The sequence below is a fragment of the Imtechella halotolerans genome, assembly GCF_028743515.2.
GTDB classification, from domain to species: domain Bacteria; phylum Bacteroidota; class Bacteroidia; order Flavobacteriales; family Flavobacteriaceae; genus Imtechella; species Imtechella halotolerans.
The window spans coordinates 832763-850132 of sequence record NZ_CP117969.2 but is presented as its reverse complement, the minus strand read 5'-3'; the positions used below and the strand labels follow the sequence as shown (position 1 = coordinate 850132).

Below are 17370 nucleotides of genomic sequence, written 5' to 3'. Positions count from 1 at the left end.
GTCATTTAAAACCCTTATATTCTAGTACATTGTATGGTCATTTTAGCTTCTATCTAACCTCCATTGGAGTAACGGTATACCCTATCTCCTTTAATTGATTTAATAATCCACATTCAAACATTAGGTGACTTAATCCCACCGCTATAAAACAGTTCTTTTCTTCTATTAATCCACTAATGGTTTTCATCCATCTATGGTTTCTATCGGTCAATAGTAGTGTATTTCGACATGGTTCGTCCACTTGGTAGTCCATCCCCATTTGGGTATACCATTTTGTTTCTTGGCAATCGTTTAAGTTTCTTGTCTTAATCTTTTCAATTATATTACCTAGTCTTCTTTTGTGCATTTTTTGTGGCATTCCCTCTACATCCTTATTTAAGAGGTTTATTTGCTCTTCTGTTGTTTCCAGACCATAAAGTTCTTTATGTAGTTCAACGGCCTTAGAAGCTATATAATCATCTAAAGAAAGGGAAGTATCATTAACATCTTTGCTCAAACATATTTGCTGTTTAAAATGTCTGTTTAGAAATACATACATCTCTGTGGGAGTCATTTTGTTATAGTCCGTAGGACTAGTAGCAAATAAATTTTCCAGAAATTCCAAGTCATCCTTGCTAACAAATTTCTTCCAATTAGTAAATTGTTTTCTGCCATTGATAATATCCTGGGCCATTTGTCCAGGAACATTTAAGTTCTCCTTTAGCAATACCTCACTTGCTGAAAGAGCCTTGTTTGCTTCTGGTAATGAGTCAAAGAAAGCTTTTCCAAAAGCATGATGGGTTCCAAAAAGATAGGAAATCTTGTCGTTTTTATCCGAAGAAATCTTAAACATTATGGTATTGAACTTACCATCATTTAAGTTATTATGAATTTGAGCATGAGAAAACTCCAATGACAAAAAGAAAATAATTGTCATTACATATATGCCTTTTTTTAGGGTATACTCCATACTTTGGTTTGATTATTATGATGGTCTATTAGGGTTAATAGAGGCTTAGGAGTACTTCCATCGAAACGTAACTTTGAAGAAAATAATAATTTTCCTTGATTCCAAAAAGCCACCCAATGAGGTGTTACCGGTGATGTCTCTTGCAATATCACATGACGCTTCCCATTCAATTCTATTAACTCAAAAGATCTTTTTCCCCAATAGGATATTAGTAACTCCTTGTTGGCATAATCAGCATCAAATAATTGATTTCTATTCAAGGGTGCATTTTTGACATTCTCATCAATCAACTTATCCCATTGTCTTATAATAGAACCATCATGCTTTACTAAATAACAAGAGTTATCTCCTATTAGAAGGATTTGACTGTTTTCAACCATTCGAATCCTATTTATAGGATGAGTAAACTGGAAGTACTTTGTGGGCTGTGCCCCCTTTTCCAAACTATACACATTTGGATATTTCCCAAAGACCAAATGAGTATCTGATTTCATGAAAAATCCACCTTCCCCAATTCTATACTCGTCTTTAAACCAATCCCAAATAACAGTTGGTTCTTTACCAATGCTAGTTTTTAAAATTCTCACGTGAAATTCATCAGAAGTCTCCAAAAATTTCCTTTCAATTATATAGATCTCATCGTTTTTAGTTGAAAGCATAAAATCACTTGCAGGAAATGCCGATTGCAATAGCACCTTTGGTTGAGTTCCTTTTTTCCAAATCATTACACAGGCATAATGAGTAGGATCATTAATTGGATTAATATACGACCAAAGTACATGCTCACCGAGGGTAATCATATTTCCAGTTGGATGAGCCGCTACAAAGGATGTAGTGAAAAACAGCACAATTCCAACTAATATGTTTCTGATATCTAGAACTTTCATTTGATTAAATTAAAAAAAATGAATGAATCTAACCCCTAATTTAATATGACATTAACAAGTAGTAAATGGCATAATCAGAAGTCGAACAGCACTCTGAAATTGTATGGCATTCCTATGCAACAACTAAAAATGGCCCTATAAAATGACACCATCTCACCCCTTAACCTTGAGAAATCTATGGAAGGCGTGTTTTACAGTAACAACCGTCAACCTTACTTTAAATCAGGTATTTAGGAATCAGAATACACATTATATTTTATAATAACGATTAAGTTAAATACTAACTTATGTAGATAAGTAACATCTCAACAAATAATATAGAAATTATAATTTTCTCAAAAAAAACGGACAAAATAAACACTCTTGAGCATCTTTCTCAGTAACCATGGATCGAAAAAGGGAGTCAAATTTGATAATAGTACAAACTCTTGCCTTAAAAAACCTAAAACGATAAAAAGCAATAGCCAAAATATCGAAGGAACACTACACTATATTTCGAAATTCATACTCATAAAACAATTATCTTTATAATGATGAGTCAAATCATATGGCGGCGTAATACTTACAATTTAAAAACATAGTAACTGACCATAAGGCAGTATTGCGCTGGGAGTTTGATTAAGTGTTCAACAAGCATTAAAAGGTATCTCACCAAAATTCTAAATTGAGTAGTATGCAAAAAGTGACTTTACTTATGGGTTCTATTTTATTCTTTGTGGGCGCAAATGCTCAAAAGATTTTTGATGTTCACATACATGGTGATAAAGATCCTTCCAAACAATTAGCAGAATTGGTGTCCAATGGTGTTTATAAAGCGGCTATAAGTACCTCTTGGGATCTGCAAACAAATTACAAAACTACAGCGGATCTAATAGTGCTTCAAGGGCTCCTTTTGGCTTGTCCTGAGGGTAAAGTTCCGTATAGTTTGCAATACTGTTTTCCCGATCAAAAAGAATTTCCTGATATCAACTGGGTTGAACAGGGTATTAAAGAAAACAAAATTCAATTTATTGGAGAGGTACTAAGCCAGTATTATGGGATATCTCCCTCGGATGAAAAACTGTTTCCATACTATGCACTGGCTGAAAAATACAATATTCCTGTTGGAATTCATACAGGTCTTGCGGGACCTAATCACGGAAGTCCGAATTTTAAGGTTAGTATGGGTAACCCCTTATTAATAGAAAATCTTTTACAACGATTTCCTAATTTAAAAGTCTGGATTATGCATTCTGGCGCTCCATTTATGGAGGATTTAATTGCCATAATGAAATATTACCCAAATGTGTACGCAGATATTTCAGTAATTAATAATCCATATATCTTCTCTAAAAAAGAATTCAAAGCTATTATGACCATGCTTTTAGAGGCAGGTTTAGAAAATAGACTGATGTTCGGTTCGGATAATGGGGATATCAAAAGTGCCATTGAGAATATTGAAGAACTTGGTATTCTCAATGAGTTACAAAAACGTAAAATCTACTATGAAAATGCTGAACTATTTTTCACTAGACAGAACTAATGCGTTTCCCATGATGAGCTAACATGATTGTTTACAATTGATTTCATCCATACCAAGGATACTTTTGAAGGAATTCCTAGTTGATACCATCCACAGAAATTGACTTTCTAATTTCTCTATTCGAACCTACCAAAGTATTCCATTTCATCCTAAAGTTTTATGATTCCAATCATAAGCCCCTACTCTGATTTATGGTTTCTTTGCTAAATCAAAATAAAAGACAAATTTATCCTTATTTAATTTATGTTATCGAAATCACAAGCCAGAACATTCTTTTTAGGCGGGACAGTGGTCACCTTTTTACTCTTTATTGGCTTAACTGTATACTCCTTTATGCCTAAAAATGATCAGACTAATCACGACGCTATTGACCAGAAAGTCGTGAGAGGTAAAGAATTGTGGGAATCTAATAATTGTATGGGATGCCATACCATTTTAGGTGAAGGCGGTTATTATGCCCCAGAACTCACAAAAGTAGTAGAACGTAGAGGAGAAGGCTATATTAAGGCAATCCTCCAATCCCCTGTTCCCTGGGCACCAAATGACCGACAAATGGTTGCTTATGGCATGAGCCCTGAAGATGCTGAGGCAATGGTTGCCTATTTCAAATGGATAGGTAATATTGATTTAAATGGATTTGACAGGGTCGTTTCTCCATTGGCAAAAGATAACAATAACGATAATTAGTAATACAGATGAAATATAAATCTCAAAAGGTGGCATACTGGTTTTTTGGTCTATGTATGCTTCTATTCACCCTTCAAATAGTTTATGGATTTATTATGGGCTTTGCCCGTATAGGAATGGATGGCTTACATGATATTATACCATTTAACACCGCCAGAGCCGTACATACAAACCTGTTAGTGGTTTGGCTATTAACAGGCTTCATGGGCGCCGCCTACTACATCATTCCTGAAGAGGCCCAACGAGAGCTTGTAAATGTAAAACTTGCTTATGTGCAACTAATTTCTTTAGCCCTTGTAGGTGTGGTGGCCATTGTTGGATATCACTTTAATTATTGGGAAGGACGTAAGTTTCTGGAAATACCACGTGAACTCGACTACCTAGTGGTTGTCAATGTACTATTGTTCCTTGGACTCATACTGGCGACTCTTTTTAAAGGAAAACGCCGAACAACAACAGCCCTAGTACTCACTATGGGATTGGTTTTTGCAGCCCTGTTATACCTTCCTGGTATGATTTGGTTTGACAGTCAAGTAACAGATTCCTTTTTCCGTTGGTGGGTAGTCCATCTGTGGGTTGAAGGAGTATGGGAATTAATAATGGGAGGTATCCTGTCCTACCTACTAATTAAACTTACGGGTGTAGATCGTGAAGTAATCGAGAAATGGCTGTATGTTATTATTGGACTAACCTTCTTATCTGGGTTATTAGGTACAGGACACCACTACTATTATATTGGAGTTAATAAAATATGGTTGATTGTAGGAGGAATATTCTCCGCTCTGGAACCATTGGCATTTTTGGCCATGGCTTTATTCGCTGTATACATGTACCGTAAAGGTGAAAAATCACATCCTAATAAAGTCGCCCTTTTCTGGACCATCGGAGCTTCAATCGTTTCTTTTATAGGTGCGGGCTTGCTAGGTTTTGCACATACCCTGCCACAAACCAATATTTATACACATGGGACGCTGGTAACAGCCATGCATGGTCACTACGCATTTTGGGGAGCCTACGCGATGATTGTTTTGGCCATTATCAGTTATGCCATGCCTAATATTACAGGTCGAAAACGCTTTGATAGTAAACTGGCCCATGCCGCATTTTGGCTTTCCAACGTAGGTATGCTTGGAATGACTGTAGCTTTTGGTGTGGCTGGTGTAGCTCAAGTGTATCTGGAACGAAAGTTCAAAATGGAGTTTATGGAAGTACAGAGTGAAATTGAAGTTCATTTTGTGGTTCTTCTTCTTTGCGCTTCACTCTTTGCTACAGGTATTGGATTATATATCTATGAGTTTTTCAAATATGGAAAACCCAGTGATGAAGCACTAAAAGTGAACACACATTAATTAACTAACTGTTCATATACCGAGATCACTAGTTATACTATTGATTTCGGTATTTATTCATAAAATATGGAGGTAGCAGAAAATACAATATTTTACAAAGCTATTGGTTCGGAAATGGATGTCTTTATCCATGCCAACAAGCTTAAACTTCCCTTACTATTAAAAGGACCCACTGGTTCTGGAAAATCAAGGTTTGTGGAACATATGGCACATAGAATTAATACTAATCTAATTACTGTGAGCTGTCATGAGGAAACATCCGCCACGGATTTAATCGGACGTTTTATTATCAAGGGGGCTGAAACAATCTGGATAGACGGACCACTAACCATTGCAGTAAAAAATGGGTATATACTATACCTGGATGAAATTGCAGAGGCACGACCAGATGTTATTGTAGCCATACACGCCTTAACGGATCACCGAAGAGAATTATTTATTGATAAACTAGGAGAAACCATCAAAGCAGCTCCAAATTTTCAATTAGTAGCTTCCTTTAACCCTGGATATCAAAAAGGATTTAAAGAATTAAAACCATCCACAAGGCAGCGTTTTATAGCACTTTCTTTTGATTATCCTGCAGCAAAAATAGAGACAGAAATTGTGTCAACAGAATCCGAATGCAGCCAGGAAATTGCTCAAAAATTGGTAGCTATTGGAAATAAAATCAGGAACCTTACAGAACTAGGATTAGCTGAAACAGTTTCTACACGGCTACTTGTAGATGCAGCAAAATTAATCCAAGATGGTCTCCCTAAACGACTGGCAGTACATATTGCAGTGGTTGAACCATTAACAGACGAACCTGACACTATTCAAGCACTAAAAGATTTGTGTGATTTAATGATTTAGAAAAAATGGGCTTAGAGCTAGATGAGTATGTGTTTGGAAAGGTAGTAAAGTATCTCAAAAAACGTAAAGAAAACAATAAGGAGGTATTGGCAAGATCCGTCTTTTTGGAAGACATGAAACCAAGACTTACCTTAATGGCCCGTGCCCTTACAGGTCACCCCATTGAGATATTCCCTGCAGAACGTGAAGGAGGATATAAAGACAACAATTTCTTTTTACCCATCAGTGTAGCCTTGTTTGAAAATAAAGAAAGAAACGTAACATTTTACTTTTTTAGAATCGCTTATCTAAGCTGTCAAAAGGAATTAGACCTAAACTGGCAGGATATGGAAACCATTGAAGAATTATCCCAATCCAAAGCCAGAGAAACCTCTAAGGAGGTACTACGGTTGTTATTCGCACAATACCCTTCTATGGAATTGTGGTACAAGTTGGCACTCCAGGATCTCAGTCCAAGAACCCCTAAAGAACAAGACAACACCTTTTGGCTTTTTGGAAAATGGATGACCAATTCATATTTCACCACTGAACCCGATATTTTAAGTGAACTAAATGCAAAAACAGCTTCCAAAGCACAGGACATTCAAACAACCCTAAAGGCAAGAGCGGTCGAAGAAATAGAATCCTTAACTATTGATAAAAAGCAACAAGAAGATTATGTATTGCTGCACAATTTTGAAAAGATTGAAACCGCAGAAGAATTTAACGGCAATTGGCGTGATTTTGATGGAAAGGATGTTTTAAATGATCACAAGGACGCCCTTGAAGAAATGAATATGCGGTTTACTGTTCGAGTGGATGATCCAGCCCATTCTGTGTACCAGGCTGATTTTGTAGAAAACACAACCATTGCCCAAAGCGCAGAAGTAGATCAAAAAGGCTTTCATTTAAAATACGATGAATGGGATTACAAGAAAAGAAGGTATCAGCTGAATTTCTGTAAAGTATACCCACGCACTCAACTAAAATCGGACCCTGTCTATTATCAAAAAACAATTACCAAACATAGGACAACCTTAATAGGACTAAGAAAAATAATTACCAGTATCAACAATAAATTACAATTTCAAAGACGTCAACTTCAGGGTGATGAATTTGATTTAGATGCCTTAACAGACCTATATGCTGATCTACATTCTGGAAAATCTCCTGATGAACGTATCTACCTTTCTAAGCGCAAAAAAAATAAGGACATTGCCATTTTACTCTTACTAGACAACAGCTTATCCAGTGATAGCTATGCCGGAGGAAACAGAGTAATAGATGTCGAAAAGGAAGTTTCCATATTATTCGGGGAACTATTTCATGAGTTTGATATACAATTCGCCATAGATGGTTTTTATTCAAAAACCAGAAACTTTACCACCTATACCACTTTCAAGGATTTTACTCATCATTGGAACACAGCAAAATCCAGAATTGGAACGGCTGAACCAAATGGCTATACTCGAATTGGACCGGCCCTTCGTCATGCAGGGGCTAGACTTGATCAGACGGAAGCTAAAAACAAATGGATCATTCTACTCTCAGATGGTAAGCCAAATGATTATGATAGATACGAAGGTCAACATGGAATACAAGACATAAAACAAGCCTTGCGTGAATTAAACCAGCGCAAAATAAACTCCTATGCGCTGGCTATAGAAGCCCAGGCTAAATATTATTTGCCACAGATGTTTGGTCAAAATCACTATCAAATCCTAACGTCACCCGAAGAATTAGTACAATCCCTTGTAAAACTATACAAACGAATAAAATATCAATAAGCCAATGAAAAATACCATACAGCCTGAATTACAACATGGGCATCCTATACATACATATCTAAAAGAAACCGAGTTCATTCATCAGCTTTTAGAAGAAATAAGTGCCACTGATCCTGCAAAGGAATATCAGAAATTCTATAATATTTTCAATCAACTAGGCACCATAGAAAGGCGATTTGAACGCAAAGAAAATCAACTCTTTCCCTTTTTAGAAGAAAAGGGTTGGACTGGCCCCTCTAGAAACATGTGGTCCTTTCATGATACACTGCGAGAGATGCTCAGGATCGTTAGAAAAAACGTGGAAGAGGGAGATTACACATCCACACTGCAAAACTTGGAGCTATTAAAGCAAAATATACATCGCCTATTGAATGTAGAAGAAAGTGTACTTTTTCCCAATGCGATGGAAATACTATCCAATGAAGATTGGATACAGATGCGAAAGGGAGAAGAAGAAATTGGATGGATGTTAAATTCACCCCCTTTACCCTATCCAAACACCCAGGAATACATTCATCCTTCTATGGATACACAGCTAAGAAGCGATGTTTCATTTTCTGAAGGAGCTCAATTATATGATCAGGGTTATATGAGTATTGAGCAGGTGAACTTACTCTTTAAGACCCTACCCATTGATCTTACTTTTGTGGATGAACATGACAAAGTCATTTTTTACAATCGTGGGGAGGAACGAGTGTTTCCTCGAAGTGCGGGTATCATAGGTCGTGAAGTTCGCTTTTGCCACCCTCCAAAAAGTGTGGATACCGTACTACAGATATTGGAGACTTTTAAAAGCGGTAAAAAGGACGAGGCATCTTTCTGGATAACCTATAAAGGAAGACTTATATACATACGTTATTTTGCCGTGCGTGATGCAGACAGAAAATACAAAGGAGTCGTTGAAATGTCACAAGACATTACCGATATTAAAAATATAGAAGGAGAACGAAGATTATTAGAATGGAACTAAAGCAAACGGAAAGATCCTTTTTTTATCCACCTGGAGGACTACTCATCTGGATAGTTATTTACCTGGAATTACTAACCTTTGGAATGGCAATAATAGCCTTGGCGTACTATGGCGTTCAGCAGCGAGCGCTCTTTAGTGAAAGTGCTGCGCATTTAAATAAAACACTAGCCACTATCAATACTTTGTTATTATTGACCAGTGGTTATTTTATGGCCCAGAGCATCACGGCATTCAAAAGAAAAAACACCCAGCTAACCCTAAAATTCATCAATTTTTCAATACTTACAGGATTTGGATTTATAATTCTAAAAGCGATAGAATACTATGACAAAATTGAGGCTGGACTTACCATGGATTACAATTCATTTTTCATGTTCTACTGGTTACTCACAGGGTTTCATTGGATTCATGTACTGGTAGGTCTGGTCATACTGCTATTCCTTCGTAAAGGTATACAAAGAAAAAGGGTGAATTACAATTTTGAAGATTTAGAGGCTGGGGCAGCTTTCTGGCACATGTGCGATTTAATATGGTTACTACTTTTTCCAATATTATACTTATTATTTTAAAAATGCGAAATCAAACAACTATAAGCTATCTCATTCTTTTAGTACTAACCACTCTTACTGCCATAATAGCATCCAATAAAGTACTCATTGTTGCCGTTATACTAACTGCTATCGTTAAGTTTTGGTTAGTAGCCTTCCAATTTATGGAATTAAAAAAGGCACATACTTTCTGGAAATTTTCAATTCTACTATTCGGAACCCTTATGGGATTATCTATTTTGATACTATTTACAACATGACATATACTAAACCCCTACACACCTTCCATATCCCAGTTATGGGACTGGCCTTTACAATAGACAGTCCTTTGCGAGTGGCACACTATGGAATTGACTCCGTAATTTCCATTATGGATGACGATTTAATTGAAAGAATGAATGCTTTCTATTCAGAAAAATTTAAACAACCTTACAAAGAAATCACCCAAAAAGTAGAAGATTTTAGAGCCAAACGGATTACAAACTATTTGAATCTATTGGATAAAGTAGTCTCTGAAAAATTTTTAAAGTTCAAATCTGAACTTATTGAAAAGAGAAGTTCCTTAGAGCAATTTATGCATCTTCTACCCTCTCAATCAGAACTTAAAATAAAATTAAGTGAACTATTCAAAATCAACAAATTAAACCTTCAAGAACTCACATCATTACTAGATGAGTATTTAAATCCCGGAAGCATTGATGTAAATATCATGACTAAAATTGATAAGGACAATTTTTCTAATGGAGAGCAACTACCTGTAATCTACAATGATGCCCATGCTGCCTTAAGAGGATTTGCTAATAGTACCACTCGTTCCTCAGTAGTATTCTCGGCTGGAATGAATCCACGATTGTACAGTTATATGGAGACTTTTGAAGACTTTTATCCGGATGTTAAAGGGCAATTTAAAAAGAAAATTATAGTAAAGGTCAGTGATTTCCGATCCGCAATGATACAAGGGAACTTTTTAGCTAAAAAGGGACTTTGGGTATCCGAATACCGAATTGAATCAGGCTTAAATTGTGGGGGTCATGCTTTTGCAACCGATGGAATGCTACTTGGTCCCATACTTGAAGAGTTTAAGACTAAAAAGGAAACCCTAATTGATACCTCATATTCTCTTCTTAAAAAGGCGTTAGAAGTGAAAAATAAAACCATTCCTGAACAAATACCAGTTGTAAGAGTAACCGTTCAAGGAGGTGTTGGTACGGCCCAAGAACATCATTTTTTGTTAGATTATTATAAGGTAGATGCCGTTGGTTGGGGATCTCCATTTCTGTTGGTGCCAGAGGCTACCTCTGTTGATAAGGCTACTAGAGCACTTATAGCAGGAGCAACAGAAAAGGATTTATACCTAAGTGCTATTTCACCTTTAGGAGTCCCTTTCAATACCCTTAGGGGGACCACTAATGATTTTTATAAAAATACCAGAATTAAAGAAGGTAGAGCCGGTAGTTCCTGTCCAAAGAAATACCTAGCACTCAGTAAAGAATACAAAAAGGAAGGGAGTTGCACGGCTTCAAAAAAATACCAAGACAAAAAAATAGAAGAATTAGAATCAAAAAAAGAGCAGTTAACAACGCAAGCCTATACCAAGGCTTATAAGGAAATTACAGATAAATCATGCCTTTGTGTAGGACTGGCTAATGCTTCCCATATAGAGTTAGGAATCCCTATTAAAGGGCAGCAGCAAGGAGTGGTGGTATGTCCGGGACCAAATATGGCGTATTTCCAAGAAGAGGTAAAGCTCTCTGAAATGGTACAACATATCTATGGCGAAAATTCCATACCCATAGCTCCTTCTAGACCCAATATGTATTTAAAAGAACTGGAGTTATATATTCTTTACTTAAAAGATCAAATGAAGCAAACTCATGATATAACAGACCAACAAATCAAGAAATGGAATTTGTTTAAAGAAAATCTTAGCAGTGCTATCGCCTACTATTATAAACTCTTACTTTCCGATGGCTATTTTCAATCGGATAGAGACAGAAATAAGAAAAAATTACAAGAATTAGAACAACAGCTATATCGTATTTCATAGTTGAACTAGTAGAATAAAAATGACCTCCAAAAAACACTACTCTTTTTGGAGGTCATTTAAAGTTCATTGCATCTTTGGTCTATAGGAAATGCTAATTTTCTGTATCCCAGAAAGTACCTTCCTTTTTGAGTTGAACTTCAAATCGTTCTAAGTCAGCCATCATTTGACGAACCTTTTCAGAATAAGTAGCGGCCACATTAATACGTTCTCCTAGATCATGCTCCACCTGAAACAATAATGGGGTTTCCCGTGATGCGGTAAAACCATAATCATTTTCCGTTTGAGAACCGATACGTACATGAAGTTTCCAAGCTCCTTGTCTAATGGCAGAAGGCTTATTATCCATATAGGAATATAAGAAATTAAATTCTTCCAATGTATCGCTATTAGGCCTTGGCATTAGAAGGGGCGTAATATCCCTCCCATCAATAGTTCTATTGGTGGGCAATGGAACACCGGCAATTTTAAAGATAGTAGGAACTATATCCAGTGTACTTACTGGTGTTTGCTCATTTCGGTTTCCTTTTATTTTAGCAGGCCAGCTAATAATCCCAGGTACGCGATGCCCTCCCTCCCAGGTGGACCCTTTCCCGTCTCTAAAAGGTGTTGCATACCCAACCTGTAATCGGGTATCACCGTATTTAGTCTCCGATTGATTGCTAAATTTTATCCAAGGCCCATTATCGGAGGCAAAAATGACAATCGTATTTTCTTTCACACCGACTTCTTCCAACGTATTCATAATGGCTCCCACAGCAGCATCCAGTTCCTCCATGACATCTCCTAATATACCATGACGAGAACGACCCTTAAAATCGTCACTCACAAATAGTCCCAAATGTGGCATATTAAAGGCCACGTAGGCAAAGAATGGATTCCTTTTATTGTCCCTTATGAAATCCATAGTCGCTTTCGCGCAAAGACCAGTTAGGGATTCAGAAGCTTTGATATTAGATGGCAAATCCTTTTCTAATATTTCATAGCCTGCTATTGGTGTATTACCGAGTGGATTACTTTTAATAAGCATGGCACTATCATAATCATGAGATACATTGGTTCCTATCCACTGATCAAAACCATGAGCTAAAGGAAGTGTCTCTTTAGAAAACTGATTTTTTTCATTTGGGGACCCAAGGTGCCATTTCCCAAACAAAGCTGTTTTATACCCTACTGATTTAAGCCCCTCAGCCAGTGTTATTTCCTTGGGATGCATATACTTCTTATCATTAGGTCCTATTACCCAAGATCCCAAGCCAGAACGCCCGGGATAACGTCCAGTTAACAAAGAATAGCGGGACGCTGTACAGGCTGGAGAAGTAACATAAAACTGGGTAAAATTCACACCGCTTTCCTTAAGTTTGGTAATGTTCGGAGTTTTAATGGTAGGGTTCCCATTATGTGCAAAATCCCCATATCCACTATCATCCAAATAGAATAGAATAACATTAGGTCTTGTATCTACATCTGGTTTCGGGCTATTACTAGCTAACATCAATAACGATAAAATCGTGATACCTGATACTTTAAAAAAAGTCAACTTCATATAATTAATACGACTACTTAAGGAATTTCAACACAACTAAAATACACATAGCAAATTAAGTTTTATTCATATGACCTCAAATAATCATAAAAAACCAAGTCCGCTTTATCAAGAATTGGGACTATTTGAGCATCTGTAATCACATAGTTTTTAGTAGTAATTTCAAGTACATCATTATAGTAATGATCTGTCAATATGATCCCTTTTGAATTCTTAAGCTCTATAAGGAATTCTTTTATCACCTCCTTATAAAGAGGCTCAATCATTGAAAATGGTTCATCCAGCAAAAGAAAAGTATGGGGAAGATTTCCCATTAATAGGAGTTCTAAATAGCGTAATTGTCCTAAAGAAAGGTTACCCACTTTAGTGGTTTCAAAACTGGAAACCTTTGGTGCATAAAAAATGAGGTCCTGTAATTCACCGTTTGGAAAAAACACTGAAATAATATCTCTTACCATTATATCTTTTGGTAAAAATGTGACTTGGGGCAGATAGCCAATTCTTCTGGAAGGGATAATTTCTTTAGGAGTGTATACCTTTGAATTTATTTTAATACCTATTGTATCTGCCTTTTCGGTTCCAAAAATCATCTTTAATAGCGTGGATTTGCCACATCCATTGCGACCTAAAACACCTATAATTTGCCCAACCTTACACTCAAATTCAACATTTTGTAATAGAATTCTTTTGTCAAAAGATTTATGGATATTCGTAAGCAAGAGTGTATCCATTTAGTTGAAAATTTGAAACACTAACAAACCGATACAAGCCAATACCATATTGATTATACACACTTTTAGAAGAAGTGATTTTTTTGTAAATCCAAGATTATAATATGCATAATATTCATTTCTTCTAAAGGTTTCATAGCCTAGGTAACCAATTAGAATTCCCAAGGTCGAAAACATAATGACACTCCAAAAGACACCAACAAAAGGGCTATCAGTACACAAAAGAAGAAATTAAAAACAGTACTATCTGTATAGTATTTGAACAAAGCTCTTGTATTCATTACGTTTGTTTAAACGAATATAAGTCCTAATATAAGGATTTAATCTCCCCTATTTATCATACTCTTCTGCTTTAACCACCACAAATCGTCTCATATCAGCTCCGTTTTGAAGCTTATATATAACTTGTCGCATTTTACCTGTTTGAATGTTTTCCTTGAAAATCGGAAAACGTTGAACAAGGTTGGTTTCCACAAGTGTGAACTCATCATGACCATTGTAGCCGTGATTAACGGCTGAATTGTCTTGAGTTATCGGAAAATACACTTGACTCATGGATTTCATATTATTCACAGAAAATGCATAGATATGTCCCTTCTGAAGTACATTATTTTCCTTGGTATAAACTACAAGTTCTGGTGAACCATCAGAATTCAAATCCTCCACTTCTGCATCAAATACTACTTGATTTTCCAGATCAAAGGTTTCATTATACTCATTAGGAAGACCGAAAGTAACAACTTCTAGTAGCTGTGTACCCTCTTTTACAATTGATGAAACATGAAATCCTACATTTTGTAGATTCAATACTTTAGAAAACTGAGTTTTGTCAATTTGATTTTCATCCAATTCTTCCTCTATTTTAGTATAGGTTCCAGCAATGGAGGCCCCAGCTGAGCAATAGAAATATAAAACACCTTCATCTTCCTTACTTTCTGACTCAATGGTAATTGTCTTATCCGTAAATTGGAAAATAACATTCTTACCATTTACAGTTGTTCTATACCTTTGTTGGTCCAACTTATAGGCAATAGTATCAAATAAACAGGTAGGTTTCTTTTTATCCGCCCTGGAACGAATTCGAACGGAGATGGACTCATTTGCTACTTCAGTGATAGTAATTGCTACCCAGTCATAACCTTCCTCCTTTTTATGGTATCCTTCGGACACATAATTACCTGTTATTTCGTCCTTCTTTTCAAATTCAACAGGAGAGGAAACTTCTTGTTTGGTATTTTGATTTTTACAACCAATGGTTAAAAAAACCATGCATGAAAGTAATACAATTCTCATCATAATTATGGTTACGTTTTAAACGTTATTGATAAACAACATTATGCAAATTCACTTGTTTCACACCTTTTAAAGAGCCACTTAATGAACCTACATCTCCTTTCAGATCGTATGCTTTTCCGTTAATTAGAACCTGTATTCCAATCTTCTCAACCTTCCCTTGTCTACGTACTTCATAAATCTTATAAGTAGCCTCTTCATTTTTAAAACCTAAGGTATCTTCCATGGCGTTAATGATAAAGTCTGGACTTTCATATGCAAAAGTACTAGGATATGAAAACTCAACCGTTGAATCAGGACGTATAAGCACATAGTTCAAAACCTGGCCATTTAAAGCATATACAACCACTTTCTTTTGACTTTTAAGTAAGGTAAAGGATAGTACTTGACGTATCCCTTCATACTCCAAATCGATAGTTTTCTCAATGGTTTCAATCTTTTTCGCATCCTCCCACCTTGTTATGGTAGTAGTATGAAAGGGAAAATCCATGGCATTTTCATCTACTACCAATATGGGTGTTGGTTTATTATCTACCACCTTAAAACTTGAAAACTGATGCCAGCAACACCCACTTTTAGTCATGGTATGAATGGTTTTAGTATCATAATCTACCGAAAACATACCACAATATTCCTGAGCAAGGCGGGTGAATTCAGGACTATGAATTAATTTATTATCAATATCCAAATATACTTGGAAGGATGGACCGTGATAACAACTGAATTGGCCATCCATAACCGCTAAGTCCTTTATACCATCAAAATTAAAATCCTGACAAATAAGTATACTTTGTTCACCATAAGGCAATTCAACCACATTAGTTCTAACGGAATTGTCATTATCCAGATCAAAAGTCAATTCTTCTGACTCAATTTCAAAGAGCTTTTTTTGAGATTTACTGTCAAAAATGGCAATTACTCCCTTTTTAAAAACTTCTTCTTCATAACCATCGACAAGGGTAAGAACACCCTCATACTTTTCAGAAAATCCTTTGATTTCAAAGGTTGTTTGACTAAAGCCTACTACTGAAATGAGCCCAATCAAAAGCCCAACTAATTTATTCATATACTCCTATTTCTTCCTTAAAATCAATGAATCTTATTACTACACCTTACTTTTTTAGTATGTCAAAAATTACCTATAAAAATTACAGCCCATTCAGCTAAGACACAAGGGATATTTCAATTCAACTTTTACGTCTAATTCATATGAATGGTAATAAAACACATACCCAAGTAAGTATATAACAAAAGTACTTTAAAATAGGGTGAACTTGACGGAAACATATATTAAGAGAATGCTAAAAAAGTAGTCTAAATTGAAAGTTAAATGTTGTACTTACTCCCAATAGTATCCTTTAAAAAAATGTTAGCATCAAATCACAATATTACTCCTATTTGATGACTGCTCCAATTGTTCAATAGGAGTCTGAAATTCACTATTTTTCTAATTAGATAACAACCATAAAGAGGTTCTTTGTCTGTACCTTTGTTGACCTATTTGTTCAAACTTTTAAAAGGGTAAAATCAGAGAGTAGTCCATCAAAATGATAGTCAAGTATTCAATTATTTCAGGTTGCCTAAAATCAACACCCTAAAGATTGCAGTCATATTATTACAGCCACTCGTTTAAAATCTAGGAATCAATTTGAACGCTGAGGAACGGAGGCATGAATTTGAACTATTCTCCAAACAGTGTCTCTCTTTTCGAGCACTCCGGTAATGCGTATATCACTCATCTGAATAGGTTCTGATTGAATTATAAGTGTCCAATCGGTGATATCCGAAAACCAGGCAACATTCCCTGCCTTACTAAGGTACACCTCAAGGTCTTTGGACTTGATTTCAGCCTTATCAAATGAGGAAAATTGAGCCATATGACTTTGTTTCCACTGCGACCAGCTTCTATGCACTTCTGATATATCAGTTCCAAAACAGCGCATGTTATCATCATGCGCCATCACTTCAGACATCAGCGTCATATTTTTCTCCTCAAAGGAGGTGTACAATGTATGCACAGCATCCACCACCTTTGATTGTTCCATCTCAGTATCAATACTAGGGGTACACGAAAAAGCTACATACAATACAGTAACTAAGATGAATAGTTTTCCTTCTATTTTCATTGTAGTGACTATTAATAATCGGTATATGAAATCCTTTAATTAGTACATCTGCGGTACACTAAACACCCAAAAAGGTTATGAAGTAGAAGGTTCAATAAAA

General features: G+C 36.0%; 16 protein-coding genes. 9 read left to right on the top strand and 7 right to left on the bottom strand.

Annotated elements, in window-relative coordinates:
• Nucleotides 1-49: 49 nt before the first annotated feature.
• Nucleotides 50-949: a TraB/GumN family protein gene (locus PT603_RS03815; RefSeq protein ID WP_008240111.1), complete on the bottom strand. Its 900-nt coding sequence runs from the start codon at nucleotides 947-949 to the stop codon at nucleotides 50-52.
• On the bottom strand, nucleotides 934-1836 hold the full coding sequence (locus PT603_RS03810) for a hypothetical protein (protein ID WP_008240110.1): 903 nt from the start codon (nucleotides 1834-1836) through the stop codon (nucleotides 934-936). The genes PT603_RS03815 and PT603_RS03810 overlap by 16 nt, the downstream gene beginning before the upstream one ends.
• Nucleotides 1837-2509: 673 nt before the next feature.
• Here PT603_RS03810 and PT603_RS03805 point away from each other — a divergent pair.
• The 9 genes from PT603_RS03805 to PT603_RS03765 all read left to right on the top strand — a co-directional run bounded on the left by PT603_RS03805 (nucleotide 2510) and on the right by PT603_RS03765 (nucleotide 11577).
• Complete coding sequence (locus tag PT603_RS03805; RefSeq protein ID WP_008240109.1) at nucleotides 2510-3358, top strand: amidohydrolase family protein; 849 nt, start codon at nucleotides 2510-2512, stop codon at nucleotides 3356-3358.
• Nucleotides 3359-3601: 243 nt separating this feature from the next.
• Entirely contained in the window at nucleotides 3602-4045 is a 444-nt protein-coding gene (locus PT603_RS03800; RefSeq protein ID WP_008240108.1) for a c-type cytochrome, read from the top strand.
• Between the two features lie 8 nt (nucleotides 4046-4053).
• Complete coding sequence (locus PT603_RS03795) at nucleotides 4054-5394, top strand: cbb3-type cytochrome c oxidase subunit I (RefSeq protein WP_008240107.1); 1341 nt, start codon at nucleotides 4054-4056, stop codon at nucleotides 5392-5394.
• A gap of 66 nt (nucleotides 5395-5460) precedes the next feature.
• A complete protein-coding gene (locus PT603_RS03790) occupies nucleotides 5461-6246 on the top strand; it encodes a CbbQ/NirQ/NorQ/GpvN family protein (RefSeq protein WP_008240105.1) in 786 nt (261 codons plus the stop codon).
• Between the two features lie 5 nt (nucleotides 6247-6251).
• Nucleotides 6252-8012: a nitric oxide reductase activation protein NorD gene (locus PT603_RS03785; protein ID WP_008240103.1), complete on the top strand. Its 1761-nt coding sequence runs from the start codon at nucleotides 6252-6254 to the stop codon at nucleotides 8010-8012.
• Between the two features lie 4 nt (nucleotides 8013-8016).
• A complete protein-coding gene (locus PT603_RS03780; RefSeq protein WP_008240101.1) occupies nucleotides 8017-8982 on the top strand; it encodes a DUF438 domain-containing protein in 966 nt (321 codons plus the stop codon).
• A complete protein-coding gene (locus PT603_RS03775) occupies nucleotides 8973-9551 on the top strand; it encodes a cytochrome c oxidase subunit 3 (protein ID WP_008240099.1) in 579 nt (192 codons plus the stop codon). Before PT603_RS03780 ends, PT603_RS03775 begins: the two co-directional genes overlap by 10 nt.
• A gap of 2 nt (nucleotides 9552-9553) precedes the next feature.
• On the top strand, nucleotides 9554-9790 hold the full coding sequence (locus tag PT603_RS03770) for a cytochrome C oxidase subunit IV family protein (protein ID WP_040488752.1): 237 nt from the start codon (nucleotides 9554-9556) through the stop codon (nucleotides 9788-9790).
• Nucleotides 9787-11577 (top strand): hypothetical protein, encoded by a 1791-nt coding sequence (locus PT603_RS03765; protein ID WP_040488751.1) that lies wholly within the window; start codon nucleotides 9787-9789, stop codon nucleotides 11575-11577. Before PT603_RS03770 ends, PT603_RS03765 begins: the two co-directional genes overlap by 4 nt.
• A gap of 91 nt (nucleotides 11578-11668) precedes the next feature.
• Here PT603_RS03765 and PT603_RS03760 read toward each other — a convergent pair whose 3' ends face one another.
• The 5 genes from PT603_RS03760 to PT603_RS03740 all read right to left on the bottom strand — a co-directional run bounded on the left by PT603_RS03760 (nucleotide 11669) and on the right by PT603_RS03740 (nucleotide 17270).
• Nucleotides 11669-13120, bottom strand: a complete 1452-nt coding sequence (locus tag PT603_RS03760; RefSeq protein ID WP_081483491.1) for a sulfatase family protein — start codon at nucleotides 13118-13120, stop codon at nucleotides 11669-11671.
• Nucleotides 13121-13182: 62 nt separating this feature from the next.
• Entirely contained in the window at nucleotides 13183-13851 is a 669-nt protein-coding gene (locus tag PT603_RS03755) for an ATP-binding cassette domain-containing protein (RefSeq protein ID WP_008240088.1), read from the bottom strand.
• A gap of 330 nt (nucleotides 13852-14181) precedes the next feature.
• Nucleotides 14182-15147: a hypothetical protein gene (locus PT603_RS03750; RefSeq protein ID WP_155805652.1), complete on the bottom strand. Its 966-nt coding sequence runs from the start codon at nucleotides 15145-15147 to the stop codon at nucleotides 14182-14184.
• A 22-nt stretch (nucleotides 15148-15169) separates the two neighbouring features.
• Complete coding sequence (locus tag PT603_RS03745; protein ID WP_008240084.1) at nucleotides 15170-16210, bottom strand: XAC2610-related protein; 1041 nt, start codon at nucleotides 16208-16210, stop codon at nucleotides 15170-15172.
• Between the two features lie 577 nt (nucleotides 16211-16787).
• On the bottom strand, nucleotides 16788-17270 hold the full coding sequence (locus tag PT603_RS03740; RefSeq protein WP_008240082.1) for a nuclear transport factor 2 family protein: 483 nt from the start codon (nucleotides 17268-17270) through the stop codon (nucleotides 16788-16790).
• Nucleotides 17271-17370 lie beyond the last annotated feature (100 nt).

Excerpts from the sequence above, each read along its gene's own strand:
- PT603_RS03815 (WP_008240111.1), bottom strand. The coding sequence starts at position 949 with ATGGAGTATACCCTAAAAAAAGGCATATATGTAATGACAATTATTTTC.
- PT603_RS03810 (WP_008240110.1), bottom strand. The coding sequence starts at position 1,836 with ATGAAAGTTCTAGATATCAGAAACATATTAGTTGGAATTGTGCTGTTT.
- PT603_RS03805 (WP_008240109.1), top strand. The coding sequence starts at position 2,510 with ATGCAAAAAGTGACTTTACTTATGGGTTCTATTTTATTCTTTGTGGGC.
- PT603_RS03800 (WP_008240108.1), top strand. The coding sequence starts at position 3,602 with ATGTTATCGAAATCACAAGCCAGAACATTCTTTTTAGGCGGGACAGTG.
- PT603_RS03795 (WP_008240107.1), top strand. The coding sequence starts at position 4,054 with ATGAAATATAAATCTCAAAAGGTGGCATACTGGTTTTTTGGTCTATGT.
- PT603_RS03790 (WP_008240105.1), top strand. The coding sequence starts at position 5,461 with ATGGAGGTAGCAGAAAATACAATATTTTACAAAGCTATTGGTTCGGAA.
- PT603_RS03785 (WP_008240103.1), top strand. The coding sequence starts at position 6,252 with ATGGGCTTAGAGCTAGATGAGTATGTGTTTGGAAAGGTAGTAAAGTAT.
- PT603_RS03780 (WP_008240101.1), top strand. The coding sequence starts at position 8,017 with ATGAAAAATACCATACAGCCTGAATTACAACATGGGCATCCTATACAT.
- PT603_RS03775 (WP_008240099.1), top strand. The coding sequence starts at position 8,973 with ATGGAACTAAAGCAAACGGAAAGATCCTTTTTTTATCCACCTGGAGGA.
- PT603_RS03770 (WP_040488752.1), top strand. The coding sequence starts at position 9,554 with ATGCGAAATCAAACAACTATAAGCTATCTCATTCTTTTAGTACTAACC.
- PT603_RS03765 (WP_040488751.1), top strand. The coding sequence starts at position 9,787 with ATGACATATACTAAACCCCTACACACCTTCCATATCCCAGTTATGGGA.
- PT603_RS03760 (WP_081483491.1), bottom strand. The coding sequence starts at position 13,120 with ATGAAGTTGACTTTTTTTAAAGTATCAGGTATCACGATTTTATCGTTA.
- PT603_RS03755 (WP_008240088.1), bottom strand. The coding sequence starts at position 13,851 with ATGGATACACTCTTGCTTACGAATATCCATAAATCTTTTGACAAAAGA.
- PT603_RS03750 (WP_155805652.1), bottom strand. The coding sequence starts at position 15,147 with ATGATGAGAATTGTATTACTTTCATGCATGGTTTTTTTAACCATTGGT.
- PT603_RS03745 (WP_008240084.1), bottom strand. The coding sequence starts at position 16,210 with ATGAATAAATTAGTTGGGCTTTTGATTGGGCTCATTTCAGTAGTAGGC.
- PT603_RS03740 (WP_008240082.1), bottom strand. The coding sequence starts at position 17,270 with ATGAAAATAGAAGGAAAACTATTCATCTTAGTTACTGTATTGTATGTA.